The organism is Paenibacillus etheri (assembly GCF_001012825.1).
Lineage (GTDB): Bacteria > Bacillota > Bacilli > Paenibacillales > Paenibacillaceae > Paenibacillus_AQ > Paenibacillus_AQ etheri.
This window is the reverse complement of sequence record NZ_LCZJ02000019.1, coordinates 160,814-182,073: the sequence shown is the minus strand read 5'-3', so window position 1 is coordinate 182,073 and position 21,260 is coordinate 160,814. Positions and strand designations below refer to the sequence as shown.

General features: G+C 41.5%; 25 protein-coding genes and 1 pseudogene. 7 read left to right on the top strand and 19 right to left on the bottom strand.

Going from position 1 to position 21,260, the window contains the following annotated elements; translation table 11 throughout:
* Position 1 precedes the first annotated feature (1 nt).
* The 4 genes from UQ64_RS30765 to UQ64_RS10445 are packed head-to-tail and all read right to left on the bottom strand — an operon-like array spanning position 2 to position 1,286.
* Entirely contained in the window at positions 2-178 is a 177-nt protein-coding gene (locus UQ64_RS30765; RefSeq protein ID WP_156417507.1) for a spore gernimation protein GerPD, read from the bottom strand.
* Positions 159-779 carry a spore germination protein GerPC gene (gene gerPC / locus UQ64_RS10450; protein WP_060623419.1) on the bottom strand — a complete coding sequence of 207 codons (621 nt, stop codon included), beginning with the start codon at positions 777-779 and terminating at the stop codon, positions 159-161. Before gerPC ends, UQ64_RS30765 begins: the two co-directional genes overlap by 20 nt.
* A 48-nt stretch (positions 780-827) precedes the next feature.
* Entirely contained in the window at positions 828-1,049 is a 222-nt protein-coding gene (locus UQ64_RS29970; RefSeq protein ID WP_082651062.1) for a spore germination protein GerPB, read from the bottom strand.
* 12 nt (positions 1,050-1,061) lie between these two features.
* Positions 1,062-1,286, bottom strand: coding sequence for a spore germination protein (locus tag UQ64_RS10445; RefSeq protein ID WP_060623418.1), 225 nt, complete (start codon positions 1,284-1,286; stop codon positions 1,062-1,064).
* Between the two features lie 115 nt (positions 1,287-1,401).
* Between UQ64_RS10445 and UQ64_RS10440 the strand changes: the two genes are divergently transcribed.
* Positions 1,402-1,860: a hypothetical protein gene (locus UQ64_RS10440; RefSeq protein ID WP_060623417.1), complete on the top strand. Its 459-nt coding sequence runs from the start codon at positions 1,402-1,404 to the stop codon at positions 1,858-1,860.
* A gap of 237 nt (positions 1,861-2,097) precedes the next feature.
* Positions 2,098-2,274, top strand: coding sequence for a hypothetical protein (locus tag UQ64_RS31240; RefSeq protein WP_167348469.1), 177 nt, complete (start codon positions 2,098-2,100; stop codon positions 2,272-2,274).
* A gap of 131 nt (positions 2,275-2,405) precedes the next feature.
* Here the strand turns inward: UQ64_RS31240 and UQ64_RS10435 are convergent, their stop codons facing one another.
* On the bottom strand, positions 2,406-3,344 hold the full coding sequence (locus tag UQ64_RS10435) for a GNAT family N-acetyltransferase (protein WP_342447585.1): 939 nt from the start codon (positions 3,342-3,344) through the stop codon (positions 2,406-2,408).
* A 148-nt stretch (positions 3,345-3,492) separates the two neighbouring features.
* On the opposite strand from UQ64_RS10435, the gene UQ64_RS10430 reads away from it, so the two are divergent.
* Complete coding sequence (locus tag UQ64_RS10430) at positions 3,493-3,888, top strand: hypothetical protein (RefSeq protein ID WP_156417506.1); 396 nt, start codon at positions 3,493-3,495, stop codon at positions 3,886-3,888.
* Between the two features lie 125 nt (positions 3,889-4,013).
* Here UQ64_RS10430 and UQ64_RS10425 read toward each other — a convergent pair whose 3' ends face one another.
* The 4 genes from UQ64_RS10425 to UQ64_RS10410 form a co-directional block, all read right to left on the bottom strand.
* The gene (locus tag UQ64_RS10425; protein ID WP_060623415.1) at positions 4,014-4,577 is read right to left on the bottom strand and encodes a GNAT family N-acetyltransferase; all 564 of its coding nucleotides are present in this window, start codon (positions 4,575-4,577) and stop codon (positions 4,014-4,016) included.
* A gap of 95 nt (positions 4,578-4,672) precedes the next feature.
* Positions 4,673-5,086, bottom strand: coding sequence for a VOC family protein (locus UQ64_RS10420; protein WP_060623414.1), 414 nt, complete (start codon positions 5,084-5,086; stop codon positions 4,673-4,675).
* 34 nt (positions 5,087-5,120) lie between these two features.
* The gene (locus UQ64_RS10415; protein WP_060623413.1) at positions 5,121-6,047 is read right to left on the bottom strand and encodes a ketopantoate reductase family protein; all 927 of its coding nucleotides are present in this window, start codon (positions 6,045-6,047) and stop codon (positions 5,121-5,123) included.
* Positions 6,048-6,334: 287 nt separating this feature from the next.
* A complete protein-coding gene (locus UQ64_RS10410) occupies positions 6,335-8,032 on the bottom strand; it encodes an ABC transporter substrate-binding protein (protein ID WP_245237916.1) in 1,698 nt (565 codons plus the stop codon).
* Positions 8,033-8,254: 222 nt separating this feature from the next.
* On the opposite strand from UQ64_RS10410, the gene UQ64_RS10405 reads away from it, so the two are divergent.
* On the top strand, positions 8,255-9,490 hold the full coding sequence (locus tag UQ64_RS10405) for an MDR family MFS transporter (RefSeq protein ID WP_060623411.1): 1,236 nt from the start codon (positions 8,255-8,257) through the stop codon (positions 9,488-9,490).
* Positions 9,491-9,658: 168 nt separating this feature from the next.
* On the opposite strand, the gene UQ64_RS10400 is transcribed toward UQ64_RS10405, so the two are convergent.
* Positions 9,659-10,615: a helix-turn-helix transcriptional regulator gene (locus UQ64_RS10400; protein ID WP_060623410.1), complete on the bottom strand. Its 957-nt coding sequence runs from the start codon at positions 10,613-10,615 to the stop codon at positions 9,659-9,661.
* 111 nt (positions 10,616-10,726) lie between these two features.
* Here UQ64_RS10400 and UQ64_RS10395 point away from each other — a divergent pair, with 111 nt between their 5' ends.
* The gene (locus UQ64_RS10395; protein WP_060623409.1) at positions 10,727-11,662 is read left to right on the top strand and encodes a Gfo/Idh/MocA family protein; all 936 of its coding nucleotides are present in this window, start codon (positions 10,727-10,729) and stop codon (positions 11,660-11,662) included.
* Between the two features lie 428 nt (positions 11,663-12,090).
* Here the strand turns inward: UQ64_RS10395 and UQ64_RS10390 are convergent, their stop codons facing one another.
* The 4 genes from UQ64_RS10390 to UQ64_RS10380 all read right to left on the bottom strand — a co-directional run bounded on the left by UQ64_RS10390 (position 12,091) and on the right by UQ64_RS10380 (position 14,262).
* Entirely contained in the window at positions 12,091-12,570 is a 480-nt protein-coding gene (locus tag UQ64_RS10390) for a flavodoxin domain-containing protein (RefSeq protein ID WP_060623408.1), read from the bottom strand.
* 27 nt (positions 12,571-12,597) lie between these two features.
* Positions 12,598-13,245 carry a TetR/AcrR family transcriptional regulator gene (locus tag UQ64_RS10385; protein ID WP_060623407.1) on the bottom strand — a complete coding sequence of 216 codons (648 nt, stop codon included), beginning with the start codon at positions 13,243-13,245 and terminating at the stop codon, positions 12,598-12,600.
* A gap of 185 nt (positions 13,246-13,430) precedes the next feature.
* Positions 13,431-13,532 carry a sporulation protein YjcZ gene (locus UQ64_RS31600; protein ID WP_197069683.1) on the bottom strand — a complete coding sequence of 34 codons (102 nt, stop codon included), beginning with the start codon at positions 13,530-13,532 and terminating at the stop codon, positions 13,431-13,433.
* Positions 13,533-13,752: 220 nt separating this feature from the next.
* The gene (locus UQ64_RS10380; protein WP_082651061.1) at positions 13,753-14,262 is read right to left on the bottom strand and encodes a GNAT family N-acetyltransferase; all 510 of its coding nucleotides are present in this window, start codon (positions 14,260-14,262) and stop codon (positions 13,753-13,755) included.
* Between the two features lie 164 nt (positions 14,263-14,426).
* Between UQ64_RS10380 and xerS the strand changes: the two genes are divergently transcribed.
* Positions 14,427-15,509, top strand: a complete 1,083-nt coding sequence (gene xerS / locus UQ64_RS10375; protein WP_060623783.1) for a tyrosine recombinase XerS — start codon at positions 14,427-14,429, stop codon at positions 15,507-15,509.
* Positions 15,510-15,741: 232 nt separating this feature from the next.
* Here xerS and UQ64_RS10370 read toward each other — a convergent pair whose 3' ends face one another.
* Positions 15,742-17,004 (bottom strand): molybdopterin molybdotransferase MoeA, encoded by a 1,263-nt coding sequence (locus UQ64_RS10370; RefSeq protein ID WP_060623405.1) that lies wholly within the window; start codon positions 17,002-17,004, stop codon positions 15,742-15,744.
* 196 nt (positions 17,005-17,200) lie between these two features.
* Positions 17,201-17,695: a DinB family protein gene (locus UQ64_RS10365; RefSeq protein WP_060623404.1), complete on the bottom strand. Its 495-nt coding sequence runs from the start codon at positions 17,693-17,695 to the stop codon at positions 17,201-17,203.
* A gap of 410 nt (positions 17,696-18,105) precedes the next feature.
* Between UQ64_RS10365 and UQ64_RS10360 the strand changes: the two are divergent.
* Positions 18,106-19,324 (top strand): annotated as a pseudogene (locus UQ64_RS10360) (IS110 family RNA-guided transposase).
* A gap of 154 nt (positions 19,325-19,478) precedes the next feature.
* Here UQ64_RS10360 and UQ64_RS10355 read toward each other — a convergent pair.
* From UQ64_RS10355 to UQ64_RS10345, 3 genes are all read right to left on the bottom strand, one after another.
* Entirely contained in the window at positions 19,479-19,985 is a 507-nt protein-coding gene (locus tag UQ64_RS10355) for a DUF4178 domain-containing protein (RefSeq protein WP_060623403.1), read from the bottom strand.
* A gap of 14 nt (positions 19,986-19,999) precedes the next feature.
* The gene (locus UQ64_RS10350) at positions 20,000-20,404 is read right to left on the bottom strand and encodes a DUF350 domain-containing protein (RefSeq protein ID WP_060623402.1); all 405 of its coding nucleotides are present in this window, start codon (positions 20,402-20,404) and stop codon (positions 20,000-20,002) included.
* Positions 20,405-20,527: 123 nt separating this feature from the next.
* Positions 20,528-21,196 (bottom strand): PspA/IM30 family protein, encoded by a 669-nt coding sequence (locus tag UQ64_RS10345; protein WP_060623401.1) that lies wholly within the window; start codon positions 21,194-21,196, stop codon positions 20,528-20,530.
* Between the last annotated feature and the right edge of the window lie 64 nt (positions 21,197-21,260).

The following is a 21,260-nucleotide window of genomic DNA, read 5'->3' as shown; positions in this document are numbered from 1 at the left end:
GTTAACTGCCTTTTTGGACTTGATCTGGAGCACTCGGAGCATATTCTATCACGCTGTCAAACGCCGAAGAACAGTTAATCGTCTGTGTATCCCCTACTAAAAATACCGAAGAACCTGAGATCGAAACCACTTTTACTGCGTTTACATTTATCTCTCTGTTAGTCACGGTTACTTTCATGCGGCTCCCGCCTTCCAGTTATGTTTATTTCCAAATGCCGTTCTACCGCCGTAACAATATCTCGTTTGATTTGCTCAACAATAGAAGTACTTTCCTCTTCTGTGTATCCACGCCCTTCTTCTGCGGCAGGAAGCTGGCTTACATACTCGTTAATCCGGCCATCCATCTGATTCAGCAGATCCTGGGTTACCATATGGATATACTGCTCATCAATACTTAAGTTCTGCTCTTTTTCTAAGCGTGAAAATTGAGAAGGAACTTCCTCTTGCACATACTTCAGAATCTCTGGACGAATTTTATCAGATAATGCAGTTGCAGTTGGTGTCCCTCCCTCTTGCTCCCCAATAGGCTTACCATTGATCATCGCTTCATCCAGATTATTTCCCTCATTTGGTGTAATGCCTATATTTAAAGTGCCTTCCAGCTTCTCGATTTTCAATTGTTCAAAATGATAATTTATAGGACCTATACTTGCAGTTTTATTGTTCTTTATGCTGTCTACGTCCCCTTTTAAATCTTGGAGCTGTTTCTCTAGCATTTGAATCTTTTCTGCTTGCACTCTTAGTGCATTAAAGACTTGCTGAACATAATACGGGTGCATACAACCCCCTCCTATAGTTTATTGTATGCGAAGGATAAGAGCCTAATTCTAGCGTGTATATAGTTCAGTTGGTGGAGGCAAGGATACAAGAGGTGAATCACTTACCGCTGGTGATGGCGCAGGAGGAGATTCTGGAACGTCACTAGACTGATAACTATGAGACAAGGCATTAATTCGGCCGGAAGTACCGATCTGTAGAACCGATGAATTTGAGATCGTACCAATTTTCAAATGATTTACCGATATGCACTGATATACCGTAATATTCATGTAAACCCACCCTTAAGGAGGCGATACTTGATCCACCACATCTGAATCCATCGTGTTCGTACTGCTGGCTGCATTATTCGTAATGTTTGTACCTATGGAGTCACCTATGGAGAAGGAGTTGGCACCGGCATAGGTTTTGGAGTTACTGCTCAAGATAACAGATGCCGTATTTCCTACTAAGACTGTGGAACTAGGGCCCACGCTGTTGATTTTAATGTTACCGATGATTGAAACCACCAAACCACTCCTCCCTTCGGAATGTTAACCTATTCTATGTAGATATTCGCCCAGATGTCACTGAATAAGTCATAAGCCCATACAATGGATTAAAAATGAAGGAGGTTAAGCGTTCATGAGTCCGAATAAATCGAACCCTTTAGATTGGATGAACGAAGATCCCTTTTTTAAGAAAAAGCTATCCTTGAAGTCGCTTGAAGAGCAATGGAAGCTGGATCCAAGCCAGATCGATGGTTATGTTGAAAAAATAATCAGAGAAGCTACCTCGGCGACCACTTCATCACTGACGGACGAAACCTCAAGTCTGCAATTTGAGCATCTGGACACACATAATTATCTGATCACGAAAATTCGTATTCCAAGTGGAATTCACCCCGAAAGTATATGGGCACAAATTAACCGAACACAAATTAAATTAAGTGGTCTTGGAAAAAATCACAGCGAGATCATTCCACTCCCCATTCCAATCAATCCGGATCAGAGCAGAGCCACTTATAAACAAGGCTCATTGCAATTCAGAATGCCAAAAATGTCTTCAGGTAAATTTAGAGATATCAACATCCGTTATTTATAAAATAACCCTTATAATTCCTCCTTTTTACTCGTCCAAGTGGTGATCCATCCTCAAAAAAACGCCTTAAAATCAAAACAGCGTATAATTTAAGTTATGCGCTGTTTTTTAGGGCGTTTTTAGCCCTTATTTATCCTTTATTTTGCCTGCAATCACATTGGGATTTATAAGCTTCATTCTCCGAACTTTAAGGTCCCCTCGCTCATAAGATAGGGTATCAATCGCAAAGGTGGGCTATTTATGTCCAAAAACAAGCGCGGCAAAGCACTCTGGCGTATGCCATCCCGAGGTAGAGGAACATGTCTCATCTGCGGCAGCACTCGTATTAAGCTTTTGTACATCGGAAAAGGACTTTCAGGTGAAAAGGTTAACGTGTGTAAGAAATGCGAGGGTAAACAAGTCACTAACAGTAACTGAACAAAATTGTTCAGAGGATTTTCAGTAATCATTTTTTACAAGGCGAACGGATTACTAAAAAAGTGCAATTCTGCCATCGAGCCTCGATGAACCTGAATCACACTTTGCTTAGTAATCCTCCACTTCAAGAACTAGGGGAGCTCTATACGATACCGTCTTTCCTCACTTGATAAATTGAATCCGACAGATTCATAAAGATGCAATGCAGAATCATTATTTGTTAACACCATTAAATAAGCATCTTTAAGTCCATGTGTTCTGAAATAGTTTAACGCTTGTGAAAGCATGTACTTAGCAATCCCCGATCTTCTCCACGGCTCAAGTACAAATACATTTTCAATATACCCGCTTTCCTCTTCCTGCCATAACATCAAGCTGCCTACAATCCTCTCCTCTTTCCGAACAACTATCGAGTTCCAAAGAGGATTTTGCTTAAATTGAGATAATCGTTCTTTCCCGAGTGGAGTTTCTGGCCAAACCTCAGCTTCTAATTCTAAATAATGATCTTCTTCTTGAGACGTCTCCATCATCCAAGTCGCGAATTCAAACGCCTTGTTTAGCTCAGGAACGGAGAAGGTGTCATTCAGATTATGATTCATTCTGTATAAGCTATTGTATTGACAGAAGCCCTTTTCCTTTTCGAAAAATTGCGTGTTCGCGATCTCTGATGCATTATTCCCCACACATAGCGTCGTTTTGTATTCTGCCGATAAAGTTTCCTTTAACTCAAGCGCTCTCAAGAAGAGTGTCTGGTACATACTCTCTAATAAATCATAATCTTCTTCTCGTTCAGGTATTGTTTTCAAATTCAAATAAATTGAATGTCTACTTTCCTCTGAGCGACCAGGGGGTACAATATTCATGATCTCTACTTGACCTTTGGCAACCATTTTCGCATTTTCAAAGGCGCAGTACACATTCGCCCAGTTTTCCTCATCTCCAACCCACCAAAAAACAGCATTTTCCCGCGAAGTAACCGAGTTATATAACTCACCCAGTAATGGCATGTCCCCTTGTTCAAAATTTCGAATCATCATTCCTTCGGATGAAAGAATCGTAGATTTTGTCAAAACAAAACCCCTTTTCATATAAATTTTGGTATACATTTAGGGTAGCACATCTCTTCCAATTTCACTTGTTAATGAATAGTTATAATTAATTCTTATATACCGTAACATTTTTCGAATGAACCCTGTCTTACTTACATAGGGGGACTGCATGATGAAGAGACGATTTTTTATAGGTATTGCTATATTTTCAATGGGTATTGTGATAGCTTTCGGGATCAGTACGGTATCAAATATCCTAAGTCCATTTAAGAGTTTCTCGCTCACTGTAGATAATCAGTCGGATGTTGATATTAGCTCTATTGAAATAGGTTTAATCCATATGGATTCCAAGGAATTATTTACAAGTCCCATCAAAAAAGGACAAACGAAAAAGTTCAAACCTAAACTGGGTTTAAGTGGTGAAGGTGCCATATACCTTAAGTATACTGACGCAAAAGGACAATCCACCCAAGAAACTGTATGCGGCTATACTGAGTATTTATCTGGTTATTCAACAGTCACGATAACTAATGAGGGCACAACTGTAGTTCAGCAATGCAATTAAATCCGTTCTTCAAAGGAGAACGTGTATTGTGAAACTTATACTTTCTTATATTTTCAAAAAAAGAGAAGGTAAACCCTTTTAGGTTCACCTCCTCTTTTCATTTATGTAGCTTGCGATTATACCTCCTAACTGGAAACCCTCGAGATCATATAATAGTCGTCAAATGACACCAGTGCGTTACCTTCAATTATTCTATACCCACTATTTAATAGTGCATTGATTCTTTGCTTAGCGCTAGGAATGGCTTTGGTAATCATTGCATCAACCCCAAAACAATCATAGAACTCCTTCTCAATCAAAGAGAGAATCTCTGTAACAATTCCTTCATTCTCCAGTCTTGAGATCAGATCGATTCTTAGGACACCAACCACGCCTATCCCTTCAACGCTCTCATTCCTCGCAAAAAATTCAATGGTACCAACAGCTTTATCACTATTTTTCTCCACAATACTAAAACGGACGTAACCATGCTCTGCATATTCATCCAGCCAGAATCGTATACAGCCACTCATCTCTTCTATCGTTTGAAAGTTAAAATCGTTATTACAGTTATCGCTATTGAAGAGCGGGATAGAAGCAACGTCAGAATAACATTCTAGCAGGTCCGCAGCGTCTACCTCTTGCACCAATCTATACACCAAACGCTCACTTTCAAACACCGGGCATACCTGATATGGACTTATTGACATCCTAAATTCCTCCTTTCTTTCCAAGTTTGGCGGCCGTGTTCGTCATTTCACAGACGAATACGGCCACTTGTGACACGAAGTATTACTTCAATCGTTTATGCATTCCCCAGAAGATTTAATTGCCAGGTCACACCAAAACGATCCGCTACCCAACCAAATTTCGGACTAAATGGATAGCTACCAAGAGGCATTAGGACCTGTCCACCTTGCGCTAATGATTCGTAGACCCGATCAATTTCAGCTTCACTCTCACAATTTACATATAAGGATATCGCTGGAGTAAAGGTGAATCCGTGCTGAACATAGCTATCTATACACATAAATACTTGTCCATGTAAAGAAAAAGAAGCCTGCATAACACTCCCTTCAGGTCCTGCTTCGTCCGCTCCATAGCGCTTAATGCTAATAACTTCGGAATCATCAAATAAAGAAGTATAGTAATTCATAGCTTCTTCTGCCTTCCCCTCGAACATTAGAAAAGTCATGATCTTTTGATTCGTTTCTTTCATGATTGTCCAGCTCCTTATTCTGATTTAAAGTAGATCATCTCATATCATTAACGCTTTCATATACTTTCAAACGGGCATACATGGTTTCGAGAACCGGATACGCATCATCTTGCCCCGGTAAAGCCATTGCCAGAAGAGCTCCATGCAGGTGATCTGCTTCTACAGGTAATTGCTTATGCATATCCCGATGCATGGATGAAGTAAATTCGGGTAATACAGAAAGCATCTTTTGCATCGTGGAAGCAATGTTTTCCGGTCCCACAGGCATTCCAGCATTTTGAGCCAGACTAACAATCTCTTGAAGAAGCTGCTCATAAATAGCACGTGCCTCAGGTGAGGCTAAAATAGGCCCGACAGAGCTATCCATTAAAGTAGTAATCCCACTTAGACTAGCTACAAATATATATTTCTGCCACACTTCGCGCTGAATGTCAGAACTTAATGTCACGGTAAAACCAGCATTATCCAAATGACTCAGAAGCAACTGTGTTCGTTCTGACTCATCACCTGCCCATTCACCAAACACAATACTATGGAACGAACTGCTTTGAACGATAGTACCTGCTGAATCTAGAGTTGTTTCTATATAACAAAGACCACCCAGTACATGTTCTGGTCCAAAACGCTTCTGCAAAATGCTAAATTGGTCATAACCATTGAGGAGCGGGAGTATTAGTGTATGTTCACCGACGTAGGGTTCAATGTCATTCATCACCTGAAGCAAATGGTATGCCTTGACCGCTATAATAATGCAGTCGAAAGGTTCTGCTTCTTCTCTAATAGAAATCGTTCGTACAGAAGTTTGAAAATCCCCATGAACACTTTTTATGATCAAACCGTCCGCTTCTAACTGAATCTGTTTGGCATTACGAACGAGGAAAGTAACATTTTCTCCTTTTTGAACTAGACGCCCCCCAAAATATCCACCTATAGCTCCTGCACCCACGATAAGAAATCGCATGATAGTCTCCCTTTCTTTTCCCTTAATTTGAACAAACAAAAAGACCTTTTAGCTATTTGCTAAACAGGTCCGAAAGGCAAAAAAAGAGTCAAGTATCGACCGTTCTTTTGTCTCGGTCCTTACGGATCTGAGCAAAATCCAACGAGTTCACCTCCATGGCTACAAGTTAATTACTATTCATTTATTAAAACCTATTAGAGCACCATTCGATAATTTATCGATACAGCCTCCCTGGAAAGTATATCAAAAGAAACCATTCCTGTATAACAGTATTTAGGGGACTTTCCTTAAAGACTAGTATTTTTGATCCACAGCTTAGAGATATCCAGAAATCCAAATGAGCTGGTATGAAGTCCAAACAAGCTTTGATTTAGCTGCGCTTTTTTATTCATATGACAACCATATAATACCCAATAGTTGTCCCTAAGCACATCTTCTGCCTGATCCAGCAACTTAATTCTTCCTTCCTTAGGGGATTGCGTGAAATCGGTGAGTACATCTGAGAATAACAAGATCTGATCGTCTCTCAGCATAGAAAATAAATAATTAAGTTTATTATTAAAGTAGTTAACCATTCCCCATTGCCAATCATCTTCAAGAACCTCTTCAGCAAGGAGGATTTCGGCAGTGTTCTTTATATCTGCTGAGTTAAACTCATTGAAAAAACACAGCTCAATATGCAGTCCTACTGAAGCTGCTCGTGCTTGAAGCCACAGGGCTTCTTCTCGCTCTTCTTTTTTATCTTTTGTAGCTAAAGTTAAGATCTCCCCCTGATAGCCACTTGCCACTAGAAGCTCTCTCGCTTGTTCCAAGGTAGGCTCAACAATGTTTCGATTACTGCTCTGCCAAGGTAAAAAGCTGTCAGCAGGGGTACTACGATTCCCTCCTAACTCCTTAATTAAGGCCGCTCGACTGTAAAGGATTCTAATGGCCTGCCGAAATCGTTGGTGTTGATGAACTCCTTCCTTATGGAAATTGAACAAGAGATACCGGCATCCCAAAGCAGGGTAGTCAATACTGTGGTTACAGATAATATTAGGTAATAAACCTTCCTGAACGGAGTCCGGCAGTTCATACAATCTTTCATTTGAAGCTTGTTCTGGCAAATACCAGATTTCCACACGATCTAGTAGCGGACGAATACCGTAATAATAGTCAAATGCTGCGAGGACCAGGACATCTTCATTTAGATCTAATAAACGAAAGGGTCCTGTTCCACTCAGCTCATTCGCGAGATCTACGTCATAAGGAAGAATCGACATATGAATACAACTGAACATGTGGAGAAAAAAGAGATTCGAACGAGACAGCTCAAACCTGATCCTGTGATCTCCTTCAAGCTCTATTCGTTCAATATCTTTGTATAGGCTCAACGCTGGACTGTTCAAATCTATAAGGCGCTGAAATGTCTCTTTTACGTCTCTGGAGGTCATAATCCTGCCGTGATGGAATCGTACACCTTTACGTAGATAAAAAATATAACTTGTGCAATCTTCATTCGCTTCCCACATATGAGCCAGTCCGGGGAGAAAGGTATCACTAGCCGCATCATAGATAACTAATGTGCTATAGATTTGGCCGAGTAAATAGGATTCAAACGCGGTGTATACATAAGCTGGATCTAGCACTTCCATATGCCGGTTACGTGTAATTCGCAAGACATCCAATCCTGATGTCGACTCCGTTTCACTACGGAAGCCCATCTGCTTATTTAACACCATTAATAACCGTTCCTTTAATGGGGCGCTAACCTGACCCCGACTTAATAACTCTATAGCTTCCTTAATCTTCCCCTTATCAATCAGTTCCTGAAAGCTGACCTCCAGCACCTCTTCAATCGTTCGTAGAAACGTTAGCTGCGAGATATTTCCACGCCCTCTTCCAGGCTGCCAGTGTATAAAACCCTGCTCTTCAAGCTTTCGCAGAATAAACTTTACGTTACGCGGAGTGCAGCACAGAATCGAAGCTAGTCTATCTATAGTCACAGGAATAGCTTCCCCTATATCTATTGGGGATGGGATGGCTATTGCTAAACATAAAAAATGATTACTAATATGGTCCACGATCGTTCACTCCTTTAAAGGTGAAACACTGTAAGTAATTCTTACACTTTTACTTCCCCCTTTTATCGTTATAATTATACATATATCAGCAAGGAATATGCAGTATTTATATTATAGCTATCAGATTAGGAGACCTTTTCAATTATGAATCAGCATCTAAGGCATATTCACCCACTAGCTTGGACTATCATTGTCGGTACGATGTTCGGACGTTTGGTAACTTCAATGAGTATTCCGTTCTTATCCATCTATTTAACCCAAGTTCTTGGAGCTACCCCCACCCAAACAGGGATTACGGTAGCCGTCAGCTCGCTGGCGGGCGTAATGGCCAGCTTCTACGGAGGATATATCTCGGATATTGTAGGCCGGAAAATCGTCATGTTAATCTCCGTATTTGGCTGGGCGGCAGTATTCTTCGGATTCTCTGTTGCACAACATCTGTGGGTGTTCTTCCTGGTCAACACCCTGAACGGATTATGCAGATCCGTATTTGAGCCCACATCACGGGCACTTTTATCCGACATTACACCAGCTGAAAGTAAGCTGCTTGTATTCAATCTTAGATACGCTGCAATTAACCTTGGTGTTGTCTTTGGTCCGATTATTGGAGTGCAGCTCGGTTCTGCCGAATCTACATTTCCCTTTATGATCGCTGGAATTGTATATGTTGCATACGGGCTTGTGTTATTCGTGCAATTTAAATTGCATCGTTCAACCATGGAGAGTCATACTTCAGCTGAACCACCACGTTTACTTGAAGCCTTGGCAACAACCGGCAGAGACCGTGTATTCTTGCCAGTTCTACTCGGTACTATCTTTTGTGTACTAGGATACGGGCATTTTGGCTCAACTATGGCGCAGTATTTAGCAATGAACACCCATTTCACAAATGGCGGGCAATTATTTTCTTATATGTTGTCGCTCAATGCCATCACAGTGCTCGTAGTACAGTATCCTATCGTACGTACTGCTAGCAAATTCTCACCGATTGTTCCATTGATTCTCGGAAATATCTGCGTTGCTTTTAGTCTTCTCTTAGTAGGTTTAGCAGACGGTGTAGCCCTTCTTATGTTCAGTGTGGTTCTGTTTACGATAGGGGAAGTTCTGCTCTTTACGATGATGGATATGTTAATTGATCGGATCGCGAAGCCAGAAATGAAGGGTACCTACTTTGGAACGATTGGCTTTAACAATTTGGGAAGTGTAATCGCGCCTATCTTTGGCGGTGTATTGCTAGATCATTATGGAGCTCAGAATGGCCTTACGATCTTCCTGCCACTCGCTTTAACCACGGCTATAGGTCTTCCTTTTCTAATCGTAGCGCATAAGAGGCTTACTGCCAGAGAGAAGTTATCTCTTGGCGTAGATACTAATGCATAAATGGCTAATTCATTAAATCTATGGGGCATTTTGGCGCAATCTGATTAAAGTTAACATATTAATTATTATGTAAACTATCCGAATAAATTAACCTATTCACGTGAAGAGCGGGGCCGTTTCATTGCAGAACTTGCAATCGAGACGGTCCCTTTTTCATAAAAGATTATGCTAAATATATATTCCCTGTAGCAAATTTACCTGTTCTTTCACATATTGTCTCAATTTCAAAGGTTCCACAATCTCGGCTTGTCCAAGTATCCCCCATACATTCGTACATGCACTATCATAGCTATACATATTTACAGTAAGAGTTATTAGATCTCCTTCCTCTACCCTATTCATGATCTCCACCCCGTGTAGGAAAGCCTCTCTACTCTTTTCCGTTCTAATCAATACCGGGTAGATCTCTTCCTCTTTACAAGCTTGCTTAAATTCCCTCTCCTGCTGCTTCCAGTGCCTTTCTAATGAAAAGTTCTGAGGGATAGCATACTCTTCGTCTATGAGCTGTGTAGAGGCGATTCGCTCACATTTAAACGTGCGGATTTGCTCAGCTTCTTCACAGTAGGCAATAAGATACCACTCTTCCTTTTTCACAACTAGACCATAGGGCTGTAATTTCCTAGTCGAAATGACTCCGTTAATCTTGTGGTACTCAATCCATAGTTTATGAGATCGCCAAACGGCAGTTCGAATCGATTCCAGACAAGGAATCTCTAAGCGTTCTGTCCACCAAGGCGTATCATCAAAATAAAAACGTCTTTGAGCCTTCTCGATATCCGTCTTATAGGAAGCGGGTAATGTTTTTTCTAATTTTAGCAGGGTTGTCTTTAGCTTTAATCCGGAATGAGTATGACTACCAGTAGTGATCCCCATTCCCGTTAGATATAGATTGATTACATCTTCCCCATGAAGCTGATTTAGGTGAACTGTGTAACCCTCCATTAAGGAGATGCCACCATTCGGTCCCGGCGTGGATAACAGAGGTATTCCTGCTTCAGCTAATACATCAATGTCTCTATAGATAGAACGTACGGAAGTTTCCAAGGCTTGAGCTAGGTCATTGGCCTTCATCTTTCCTCTTGATTCCACTAATAATAAAATTGCAATCAAACGATGCAAGCGCATGGGGAGCCTCCAAGTTTTTCATTTTTTATAGTATACATCATAATTCTTGCCAAGCTGTTGTCAACAATAGAAGGTTATGATTAGTTCATTACATTAAAGGAGCTGATACACATGAATATAGGCGTATTGGGAACTGGGTTCGGAGCTTATCATGCGCAGTTATGGACGACCATGGATCGCGTAGACAAAGTAATTATCTTTGGTCGGAACGAGGCTAAGCTGCAGGAGCTAAAACAATCTTTAGGCGTTGAGATAACAACTAATATTGACGATATTATGCTTGATTCCACCATCGATGTGATTGATATCTGCTTGCCCTCTTTTTTACATAGGCAGTATGCTGTCGACGCGCTTAAGAATGGAAAACATGTATTCTGTGAGACACCGGTTTGCTACAACTTAGAAGATGCTCTGGCGATGAAGGAAGCTGAACAATTGTATGATTCACGAGTTCTCGTCAACCAGTTTATTAAATTCGATCCTGCGTACAAATATCTATATGAAGCGACCCATAATAAGAAATACGGAAAGCTCTTATCTCTTACCTTAAAAAGAGAAACGCCTCCCTTATGGGGTGACCTCGGTCTACACGCCATCGCTACAAATCTGATGATTCACGAATTGGATTTTGTGACTTGGATGCTGGGGCCTATGGAGCCGCACTCGGTTTGGGGAACTGATGGTGGTAAAAGTACTCAAGCCTTAGTTCGTACAATTTTTCAACAACCTAATGTATCAGCAGAGATCGTTGTTTCTTCACAAATGCCGGTTTCTTATCCTTTTACGGTAGGTTATGAGGCTTATTTTGAACAAGGCAAGCTCGTCTATCAAGAAAGTGACAACATGAATGGATCTGTCGAAAGCTCAATAATTGAATACACCTCTTCAGGTAAACAAGAAGTTTTGTTAGATCCAGCTAATCCCTATGAAAAAAGTATGGAGCATGCACTTCAATGCTTAGAGGATGGTAGTTCATCAATAATCGAGTTAGATCATGCCATACAAGCTATAAAACTAGCTATTATAATTGAAAAAAAGCTTGTATAAATGGATCAAGAGCTGTTAAATCCTTTTTCAAGGGGTTAAATTGTAGGGGAAGGCGATGTATATAATTTATGTATAGTGGCTGGGGTGAGTATTGGATTTTGATTTATCTGTTGTGAATTTTTCATATGATGAAATTACATAAAAATGTGAGAATATGGTCCTTTATTATAAGCTATCCTTAGTTCTTGTTCATTAATAGCTGTTATTTCACTAGGATGCTGGAGAGGTTACAATGAAATTAGGTAGATTAATCAGCGGATAAACTAATCGTCCGGTGGCAATTCTCAACAGTGGTAATCCCCCTAGCAAATATTGTGGGGCTAGCCCCACTCACTGAACTTATGAAAATTGTTATTAGATATTCGGAATTGGTTAACATAATCATAATTATGTTAACCAATTCAAAAAATCCATTTTTCCGCCCTCTCTCACCGCTTCTTCAACGCAAGTGCAAAACGCTCTATTGCCTCTTGGGATAATCCATTTACACTCTTATTTTTCCCTTTTACCACTCGCAGAACCAATCGGTCTAATACAGTCATCTTCTCTTCATAAATCTCATCTCCGAACACTTCTTTTGTAATTGATTGGTTATACAGCTTCTCTGGAAAAGAAGATTTCAATTCCTGTGTGGCTTCCTCCCCCTTCGCTCCTGCACAAATAAACAATCCAACGCGCTTTTTATCTAGTTCATTTATATATTTTGAAGTAAACGCCGTCATTTGCTTCTGTATTTTCCCATAATAAATAGATCCACCTAAGATAACCGTATCATATCGTTCTAAGGTCGGCTCTTTGGCAAGCATTAAATTGACTACCTCAGTCTCATCGCCCAACTGATTTTTTAATAAATAAGCAGCTTTCTCCGTACATCCATATTTAGAAGTATAAATAATAATAGTCTTCATTCTAATCCCTCCTACGTTCTGATCTTCCTACTGTGTTAAAGGTTCACGTACATTCCTAGTTGCTATTGAAATCATCGAATCCAAATAACAAGAAATCAGTGCTTCCACCTGTTCTTCAGGCAAATCCTTTTCCACAATCAAACGCATAATTAAACCGAACGCAGCGCTCCATATCACTTGAGCAGTGAGCTCTAGCGAAGATTCCTTACGGAGTTCTTTCGATTCAAACCTAGATAGACATTGGCAGAGCATACCAATCGCTTTACGCTCCTGAGCAGCTCCCTTGAATAGAACAGCTGTGTAACTAAGGACAGCCGGTGTATCGTTCAACATTACATTACGGTACTCTACACTTGTGGAAAGAGTCATCCTGATCCATTGCTCAAGCGATTGTCTTAAAAGCGTCTCTGGTGGCAGTTCATGCTCTACCTTTCGTTGTACGGACTGAAGCCCGGCAACCATATCTGTATATTTCTGTTGCAAATATCTCACTACAATTTCATCTTTCCCCTGAAAATAATGATAAATAATTCCCGGAGAATACTCGATTTTCTCTGCAATTTTGCGTATGGACAGTTTTTCAATACCGTCTTTTGTAATCAACAAAGCCGCAGCCTCTAATATTTTCCTCTTCATTTCCTCACGTTCGAGCATTTGCCGTTGTTCTCTAGTCATCTTGACGTCTCCTTATAATTTGAACATCGTTTAATCATTGAACACTGTAAATATATTTTGTTATAAAATTATTTTCTATATAGTAAGTCACATGCAAATCCCCCAATCTTTAATGTCATATCCGGGCATAAAAAATCCGCCAGTTCATATAGACTGGCGGAACCCTTATTCATGAAGTTAAAGGATTACAGACAAAGAGTTTTAGTGATGATTACCAACAGGATAAACAAAACTAAAATAGCTCCTGTGGAAGTAAATCCACCATATCCCCCTGCGAATTCGCCCATTTTAACTCCTCCTTTGTAATTGAGTACATCATAAGATATGCTAAATCCCACTCTGTGCTTGGGTATAATGAACAAAAATAACCCAACAATCCCATTGTGGTTGTTGGGTTATTCGCATATTGTTAACATAACATTAATTATGTAAACATATTTCGTGGTAATCTTAACTACCGTAAGATAACCATTACTTTTTGATGACTACAATATCGTTATTTCTCGTTCAAATATTAATCCTATTAATATTTAATGTGTTAAAGTACTGGCTCGGATTGCCTTGTGGCGGATTAAAGCGCTCCTGAACTGCTCCCTTTGTGTAATCCCCAATCACTTTATGCCAGAAATTACGAGCAGGCGTATTTGCGCGAACTTGTGAAACCTTCCAATCGCCTGGGTACATATCAAACAATTTATGTGCTGCCCAGGTCCCCACTCCACTACGCCGGTATTTTTGCATCACAAAAAACTCAGTCATGTAAAATTGCCCCTCGGGATTACGCAGCAACCGTTCTACCAAAGCAAATCCAGCAATATGCTCGTCCACCTTGAACAAATACGCAAATTTATTGTCCCCACTACTCCAAAATGATTCTAATCCCGGATAAGCTGGGTATACGCCATCTTGGTCTACATCAATCTCCAAATAACGAGTGAAATCATATAAATAGTACTGCATTAGTTTGCTTATCGTCTGTTTCCGCTCTCTGGGAACCAGCTCCATTCCAAGTTCCATTTGGTGCACCTCTGCCATTTATGTTTACTTCACATCATATAACTTAGTGACTTCAGGAGCAAGTTCATCACTTGTAATTAGCTTTGATCAAAGCCCATAGGAGCACAAAACATGATAAGATAGAAGGAAGAAATTATATGCAAACTATGGAAAAGGTGAATCACATGAGCGTTCAAAAGAACGATGACCGTAAAAAATTAGATCTAAAGCTACCTCTCATGCCTTGGTTCGTTCAGCAGTTTATTGACTATAAGCGTCCTGATCTATCCCCATCCACCCTGCTGGAGTATATTCGGGATTATGAATCCTTTTTTGGTTGGCTACGTGCGGAAGGTCTCTCACAGGCCAGCTCCAATACAGAGATTACTCTGTTAGAATTAGAAACCCTGCATATGGATAGTATTGTTGGATACCGCCTGCATCTTACTACCCGGGCCGAGGGAACAAATACTCGTGTAACGGTGTCCCGTAAACTGTCCGCCTTGCGTTCCTTATTTCATTATTTGAGCCAAATTGCTGAGGACGAGAACTTCTATCCATTGCTTAAGCGAAATATTATGGCTAAGGTTGAAGTTAAACGAACACATAAGCCTAAGGATACTGCTGCGAAATTAAAGGGCAAGATTCTAGAAGATGAGGAATTGCTGGAATTTGTGGGGTACATTTTCGAAGGATATGGACGGGATGTTGAAGGAAACAAACAGGCCTTTTATTCCTTTCAATTAAATCGCGAACGCGATGCCTGTATTGCTAGCTTAATTCTAAATTCTGGTCTTCGTGTGTCCGAAGTAGTTAATCTAAACGTGGATGATCTGGATGTTAACAACAAGCTAATCTATGTCACCCGAAAAGGAAACAATGATGAAACCTTCAAAACTCCTGTTTATTTTCGAGAACAAGCTAAAGATGATTTAGCTCTTTATTTAAGCCTACGTCAATCCCGTTATAAAACGCCAAAGAGGGAAAAAGCATTGTTTATCGCTTTGCCCAATGGACGACAAGAAGGCAAACGAATGACCAAAAGAGCCATACAAGAAATGATTATTAAATACGCAAAACGCTTTGGTAAGCCCTATCTAACGGTACATAAGCTTCGCCACTCATTTGCAACAGACTATTATCTGCAAAACGATATTTATAAAACCAAAGAACAACTCGGGCATGCTTCCACCGAAACAACCGAGATCTATGCTCATCTCACGGACAAAACGATGTCCGAGGCGATTGAACGCCGTTTGGATAGTTAATTTTTTGCGAAAAGCCGGCCATTCCCCATCCGATACTTATGGAAAAGGTGTGGCCGGCTCTCTTTTTACATGGTTTAGAAAAGACTGATCAGATTAGCATTATGTTGAATTATTGGCTCTTCTATTGTGAATTTTTCATATGTTGAAATGTTATAAATAATATCGTTGATGTAATAGTTAATTAGCTATTTCCATCCTATTGTTAATGTAAAAAGTTCATTTCACTTTAATCCTATCCGCATATTTCTCCCGGAAGCTTAATAATAGTCACCTTAGCTCCCGCAGATAAGCCCCGTTCCTCTGGTGGAACAACAATCAGACAATCGCTATCCTTGATCGTGACCATCACGGAAGATTCGTCAATAGCTGCTGGAAAGGCATATAGGCTGCCGTCACGGATCTCTAATCGCGCTCGAACAAATCGGGTAAAGTCATTCACTCTGTTATAATCTGCACCGAGTGTAGCGCTCCATTCTGGTAAGAAAGGCTGTGACGCACACTGCATTAATCTGATAACCGGACGTGCGAACAATTGAAAACCAACGAAACAAGCACCTGGATTACCTGATAGAGCTAACAGCAGCTTACCACCTCTAACAGCAGCAGTGGTTACACTCCCCGGACGCATTGTCACTTTATTAAATAACATATCTCCACTCTGTTCACGTACCAAATCGCCCATGATATCATAATCTCCTACCGATACTCCACCTGTTGTGATTACAAAATCATAAGTGTCCAGCGCCATTTGTACTTTACTTCGAGCCAGCTCCAGATCGTCCACAATAGATCCCAGCATCACTGGCTCCCCACCTGCCTCTTTGACTAAAGCTTCTAGCATAGGTGAGTTGCTGTTTCGAATTTTGCCAGGCTGTAGTGGTTCATGTACCTCTAGCAGCTCTGTTCCTGTCGCAAAGACAGCGACCTTAGGCCGACGATAGACTTTCACGGTATGTATGCCAAACGCTGCCAGAACAGCTATATCTCCCGCAGAGATTAATCGTCCCGCTGGTAGCACTAGCTCACCAGGGCTTAACTCCAGCCCCATCGGTGTGATATTAGACTTAGCTTCCTGCTTCTTTAGAATACCAACGTAAGTCTTTCCTTCCTCCTCACGTGTCTCCGTTACTTCCAGCATAACTACAGTATCTGCCCCAGACGGCACTTGTGCTCCAGTCATTATCCTTGCTGCTGTTCCCGAAGTTATATCTACCGATGCCACAGCGCCACATGGAATATTGTCCACCATCTCTAACCATACGAATTGTCCATTTACACAGTGTTTGGTATCTGCTGCGATAATTGCATATCCATCCATGCTAGAACGGTTAAACGCGGGAAAAGGATGCGGAGCAATCACTTCCTCGGCCAAATAACGACCACAGCAATCATTCAATGAGATCTCCTGTGGCTCTAGCGGATTAGCATATTTTATGATTTTGGCTTGTGCCTCTTTTACTTGAAGCGCTTTGCGCTGAAATTTATGGTCCTTCATAGATGCCTCCGCTCTAAATCGTCATTTTTTTTGTAATTGGTACTATTTTAACATGAGACCTCATGAAGTGAAATTATAAGCACACAGGTTAAGACGTGGGCTAGATCGAACTATAAAAAAACAGTCACAGTGTACCGACGTCATGTCAGTGCCTTGTGACTGTTTTAGTGCGTATCGGAACGAGAAGCTTTGTTCATTAGGTTTCCTTGTCGGCTGAAGGGCCGTAAAAGCCTGGCACGGGAATATTAAGAAGCCGTAAGTATACTCCAAGCTGTGCTCGGTGGTGAACCATGTGACTTAATCCAAAGGTACGGAACGCAATCGCCCGTGGTTCGCGGAGGATGATATGGTCGCCGTGGCGCAAAGTCCAAGCCTCTCCTAACATATTCTCATCGCATTCGCCGATTAGTTTGTCTAGCTTCCCCACGTTCGCGTCGAATTCCTCGAGAAGGTCGGCGCGTTTTTCCAGCGCATCCCGCCGAAGCGGGACGGTCGAAATATCGAATTCCGGGTACTGAAATATCGCGATTTGCCAATTCAATAGATTGATCAGATGTGTTGCCAACCCGCCAAGCGTCATCGATTTCTCGTGCGGTCTCCATGCCATATGCTCCTCGGGTAAGCGTTCCAGAATGCGGCGCGTAGAGGCTAGTTCATTCGCTACGTCGCCGATGATCAGTTGTTTAACCATAAGCTTCTCTCCTCCCTTATGTGTCTAACATACTATAAATTCCAGTCGTTAGAAACCGTCCGTTGGACTAGTCCCTCCTCGGATTTCGGGAATCCAGTATACGGCGTAGTTCATTAAGCAGTTGCACAAAAAACTTTCATGAGCCATCGGCTCACATCCCAGAATGAAAATGTTATTCGCTCGTTGCCATCTATGTCTTAATCCAGCTATTTCTGTCTATTCTATGAATAGAGGGACAGAAGAAACACGAGGTCTTTAATGGTGGTATAACCCCGTACAAAAAACCGTCTACGGCTGGTCATGAGTACAACCCATTGTCGCCATCTTCGGATGAGCACGTGTAAAAAAATCCTTACTTTCTCAGCAGCCTACTCTGTCCCTCCACACTTTTTGGTTGGAGGGTTATTTTCATGGAAGCAATTTTAGAACACTGTTGTGGACTCGATGTCCACCGAGATACGGTCGTAGCTTGTCTCTTAACTGGTAATCTCCAAGATCGTCCCCACAAAGAAATTCGCACCTTTTCAACAATGTCCAAGGGCTTACATGAGCTTGGGGCCTGGCTTCAAACTGCTTCTTGCACTCACGTGGCTATGGAAAGCACGGGAGTTTATTGAAAACCTGTTTACCATGTACTCGAGGAATCTTGCGAGATCAGATTGGCCAACGCTCAACGTATCAAGAATGTTCCTGGACGCGGAATGGATCGCCAAACTCCTTCGTTCGGGTCTTATCGAGGGTAGTTTTGTTCCGCCTCAAGACATTCGAGAACTTCGAGATCTCACGCGTCATCGGAAGAAGTTGGTTCATCATATAACCGCGGAAAAAAATCGCATCCAGAAAGTTCTTGAATCCGCTGGCATCAAACTCGCTTCCGTGATCTCCGACGTGTTTGGCGTGACGGGACGTACCTTGCTTCGCCAACTTATAGACAACGGCAGACTGGATGAGGAATCCGTTCGTTCCCTCGTCAAGGGACAAATCAAAAATAAGGTTCCCCAACTCATGGATGCACTGCAAGGCAAACTTTCCTCTTCATCGCTTTCTTTTGGCTCAATCCTGGCAACATCTCACTCATCTTGAGTATTCCATTCAAGAATTCGATGAAGCCATAGACTCGCATTTAGCACCCTATCGTGTCGAGATCGATATTCTTCGAACTCTTCCTGGCGTAGATGTGACTGCTGCTTCTGCGATTTTAGCCGAGATTGGTGCAGACATGCTTCAGTTTCATTCCGAGCGCCATCTGGCTTCTTGGGCCGGCTTATCCCCAGGCAATTACGAAAGTGCTGAAAAAAAAAGTCCTCACGCATTCTCCACGGCAATCCCCACCTAAAATCCATCCTTGCCGAGTCCGCGTGGGCAGCATCCCGAACGAAAAAAACATATTTAGCTTCCAGGTATTGGAAGTTAGCTGCCCGTCGAGGTAAGAAAAAAGCCCTGATTGCAACGGCACACAAGATGCTCACCATGATTTATCACATGCTCCTTCGTCAGCAGCCTTATGTAGAACTTGGCGTAGATTACTTGGATCATCTGAATCAGCACGTTAGAGCTAGACGATTAGTCAAACAATTAGCATCTTTGGGCTACAATGTGCAACTTGACTCGGAGCCTGAAGTCTCTTAATCTTGTCGGCAGGTTTATAAAAACTTTTTTTTAACAAGTCCCGGGCATCCTATTGCCTTTTTCCATCCTCTCTCCATACTCTTGTTCGTCTGCATCTTTACATTTACGTAAAAAAAAGATGCGATCACAAGATCACATCTCCTACAATTCATTTCTAGGATGCTCTAATTACCTTCACATCACCAGGAATTACTTTTTCTCCTTCATAAAGCATGAACCGTCCATGTTGCCATTCCACACGCAGAAGTCGAGAATCATCTGACTGATATTGCCATACATGCTGCTCTCCACCATTCATAAAAGGGGTTTGGCCAGCAACAGCAACATATCCTTCATACTCTTCCTCCAGAAAAAATGTATAATTATCCAGTTCAAGTGTTGTTGGTACTTCAGCAGGATTATCTAAGCGCCCATCGATAGGTTTATACAAGCCATACTGTAGCTGTTCCCGCTCCTCAATATGCAAATAGGCAATTTGACTACCATCTCTTAATGTGAGTACTACCGCATTTCGCCCACGATTATGGGTCCTACCGGTTACCTCGTAGGTAACGAGTGATACTTCACAGATGTCTCCGGAAGACAAATTAAGCATACTTTTCTGAACTTCCTGAGGCACTGGTTTGGAGAAAAGATTACCTATACGTTTCCATATACTCAACTTGATCGTTCCCCCTACATAAATGCAGAAATAATTAAAGCTCCCGTAATTTGCAGTGAGCCTGATAATAAGCCGTACCCGATTTTGCCAAGCTGTGTCCCATGATCCAGATCCAGATTCCCCCATTTAGCTAAGAGAAGACGGACCGTTCTTTCTAATAAAAGCAAAAGAAAAAAAGATACAATCGAGATCAGCAAAGCATCTGGCAAACTGTTAGAAGCAGCTATCGATGACGATAAAATGAATGCCTGTGCCAATAGCTTCATTACAAAACGTGTAGTCACTGCCATATTTCCAGCCTTTAACTCTTCTAGATCATTGTATCGAGTGAAAAGTGAATCTACGAACATCAGCACAAACAGTAACACCGCGCCGCTCACCGTCCACACGACCATGGACACCAGGATATGGAAATCCATTCTATAGCCCCCGCTTATTCATTTTGCATGCCTGTCATAAGCATAGATAAAGCGAAGTGGAAACGATATTCCTGTCTCCCCTTCGCCTGTGAACATCAGCCGTGAAACGGCTAAGATCAAATGTTATTGCTTCTCGTATTGTTTCATCAGAGCAGCCAATTCATCTTCCACTGCTTGATCTTTGTTTAGCTTCTCGAATTCATCATCAAGTGATTTATTGCCCGAGCTCATCTCGTTGCTAGCTTCTGCTTGAGCTTCTGCTTGCAGCATTTTGTCTTCCATACGTTTCAGGCCAGCAGATGCGGAATCGGAGCTGAAACCGCTCATTGCCTTATTAATCTCAGTTTGAGCTTTGGCTGCATTATAACGAGCAACCAAGGTTTCGCGTTTGTTCTTCATTTGAGTAAGTTGTTTACGCATTTCGTCAAGTTTCCCACGAAGATTATCCGCAGATGCTTTATTCTGGTCGAAGCTAGCTTTGTATTCTACCAGTTTAGCTTCAGCAGACTTCTTCTCTTCCAGAGCACGGCGAGCGAGGTCAACATTACCAGCTTGAGCTGCAGCATGTGCCTGTTGCGTACGTTTGTTAACAAGCGCTTCCTGCTCTTCATACAGCTGTTTGAATTTCTTCTCAATAGCGATTTGAGCCGCTACCGCTTTTTCTGCATCTTCCAAATCTTCAGTCATATCACGAATGTACTGATCCGTCATTTTAATCGGGTCTTCTGCTTTGTCAATAATCGCATTCACGTTAGACATCGTTAAATCGCGCAATCTTTTAAATATAGACATGGTTTCATTCCTCCAAAAGATGATTTAAAAACTCACTTGATATCTTTTACGCAGAATTTCCAAT

What these genes read in the sequence shown, in the direction of transcription:
- UQ64_RS30765 (WP_156417507.1), bottom strand. Translation starts at nt 178, where the DNA reads ATGAAAGTAACCGTGACTAACAGAGAGATAAATGTAAACGCAGTAAAA.
- gerPC (WP_060623419.1), bottom strand. Translation starts at nt 779, where the DNA reads ATGCACCCGTATTATGTTCAGCAAGTCTTTAATGCACTAAGAGTGCAA.
- UQ64_RS29970 (WP_082651062.1), bottom strand. Translation starts at nt 1,049, where the DNA reads ATGAATATTACGGTATATCAGTGCATATCGGTAAATCATTTGAAAATT.
- UQ64_RS10440 (WP_060623417.1), top strand. Translation starts at nt 1,402, where the DNA reads ATGAGTCCGAATAAATCGAACCCTTTAGATTGGATGAACGAAGATCCC.
- UQ64_RS31240 (WP_167348469.1), top strand. Translation starts at nt 2,098, where the DNA reads ATGTCCAAAAACAAGCGCGGCAAAGCACTCTGGCGTATGCCATCCCGA.
- UQ64_RS10430 (WP_156417506.1), top strand. Translation starts at nt 3,493, where the DNA reads ATGATGAAGAGACGATTTTTTATAGGTATTGCTATATTTTCAATGGGT.
- UQ64_RS10425 (WP_060623415.1), bottom strand. Translation starts at nt 4,577, where the DNA reads ATGTCAATAAGTCCATATCAGGTATGCCCGGTGTTTGAAAGTGAGCGT.
- UQ64_RS10420 (WP_060623414.1), bottom strand. Translation starts at nt 5,086, where the DNA reads ATGAAAGAAACGAATCAAAAGATCATGACTTTTCTAATGTTCGAGGGG.
- UQ64_RS10415 (WP_060623413.1), bottom strand. Translation starts at nt 6,047, where the DNA reads ATGCGATTTCTTATCGTGGGTGCAGGAGCTATAGGTGGATATTTTGGG.
- UQ64_RS10405 (WP_060623411.1), top strand. Translation starts at nt 8,255, where the DNA reads ATGAATCAGCATCTAAGGCATATTCACCCACTAGCTTGGACTATCATT.
- UQ64_RS10400 (WP_060623410.1), bottom strand. Translation starts at nt 10,615, where the DNA reads ATGCGCTTGCATCGTTTGATTGCAATTTTATTATTAGTGGAATCAAGA.
- UQ64_RS10395 (WP_060623409.1), top strand. Translation starts at nt 10,727, where the DNA reads ATGAATATAGGCGTATTGGGAACTGGGTTCGGAGCTTATCATGCGCAG.
- UQ64_RS10390 (WP_060623408.1), bottom strand. Translation starts at nt 12,570, where the DNA reads ATGAAGACTATTATTATTTATACTTCTAAATATGGATGTACGGAGAAA.
- UQ64_RS10385 (WP_060623407.1), bottom strand. Translation starts at nt 13,245, where the DNA reads ATGACTAGAGAACAACGGCAAATGCTCGAACGTGAGGAAATGAAGAGG.
- UQ64_RS31600 (WP_197069683.1), bottom strand. Translation starts at nt 13,532, where the DNA reads ATGGGCGAATTCGCAGGGGGATATGGTGGATTTACTTCCACAGGAGCT.
- UQ64_RS10380 (WP_082651061.1), bottom strand. Translation starts at nt 14,262, where the DNA reads ATGGAACTTGGAATGGAGCTGGTTCCCAGAGAGCGGAAACAGACGATA.
- xerS (WP_060623783.1), top strand. Translation starts at nt 14,427, where the DNA reads ATGAGCGTTCAAAAGAACGATGACCGTAAAAAATTAGATCTAAAGCTA.
- UQ64_RS10370 (WP_060623405.1), bottom strand. Translation starts at nt 17,004, where the DNA reads ATGAAGGACCATAAATTTCAGCGCAAAGCGCTTCAAGTAAAAGAGGCA.
- UQ64_RS10365 (WP_060623404.1), bottom strand. Translation starts at nt 17,695, where the DNA reads ATGGTTAAACAACTGATCATCGGCGACGTAGCGAATGAACTAGCCTCT.
- UQ64_RS10350 (WP_060623402.1), bottom strand. Translation starts at nt 20,404, where the DNA reads ATGGATTTCCATATCCTGGTGTCCATGGTCGTGTGGACGGTGAGCGGC.
- UQ64_RS10345 (WP_060623401.1), bottom strand. Translation starts at nt 21,196, where the DNA reads ATGTCTATATTTAAAAGATTGCGCGATTTAACGATGTCTAACGTGAAT.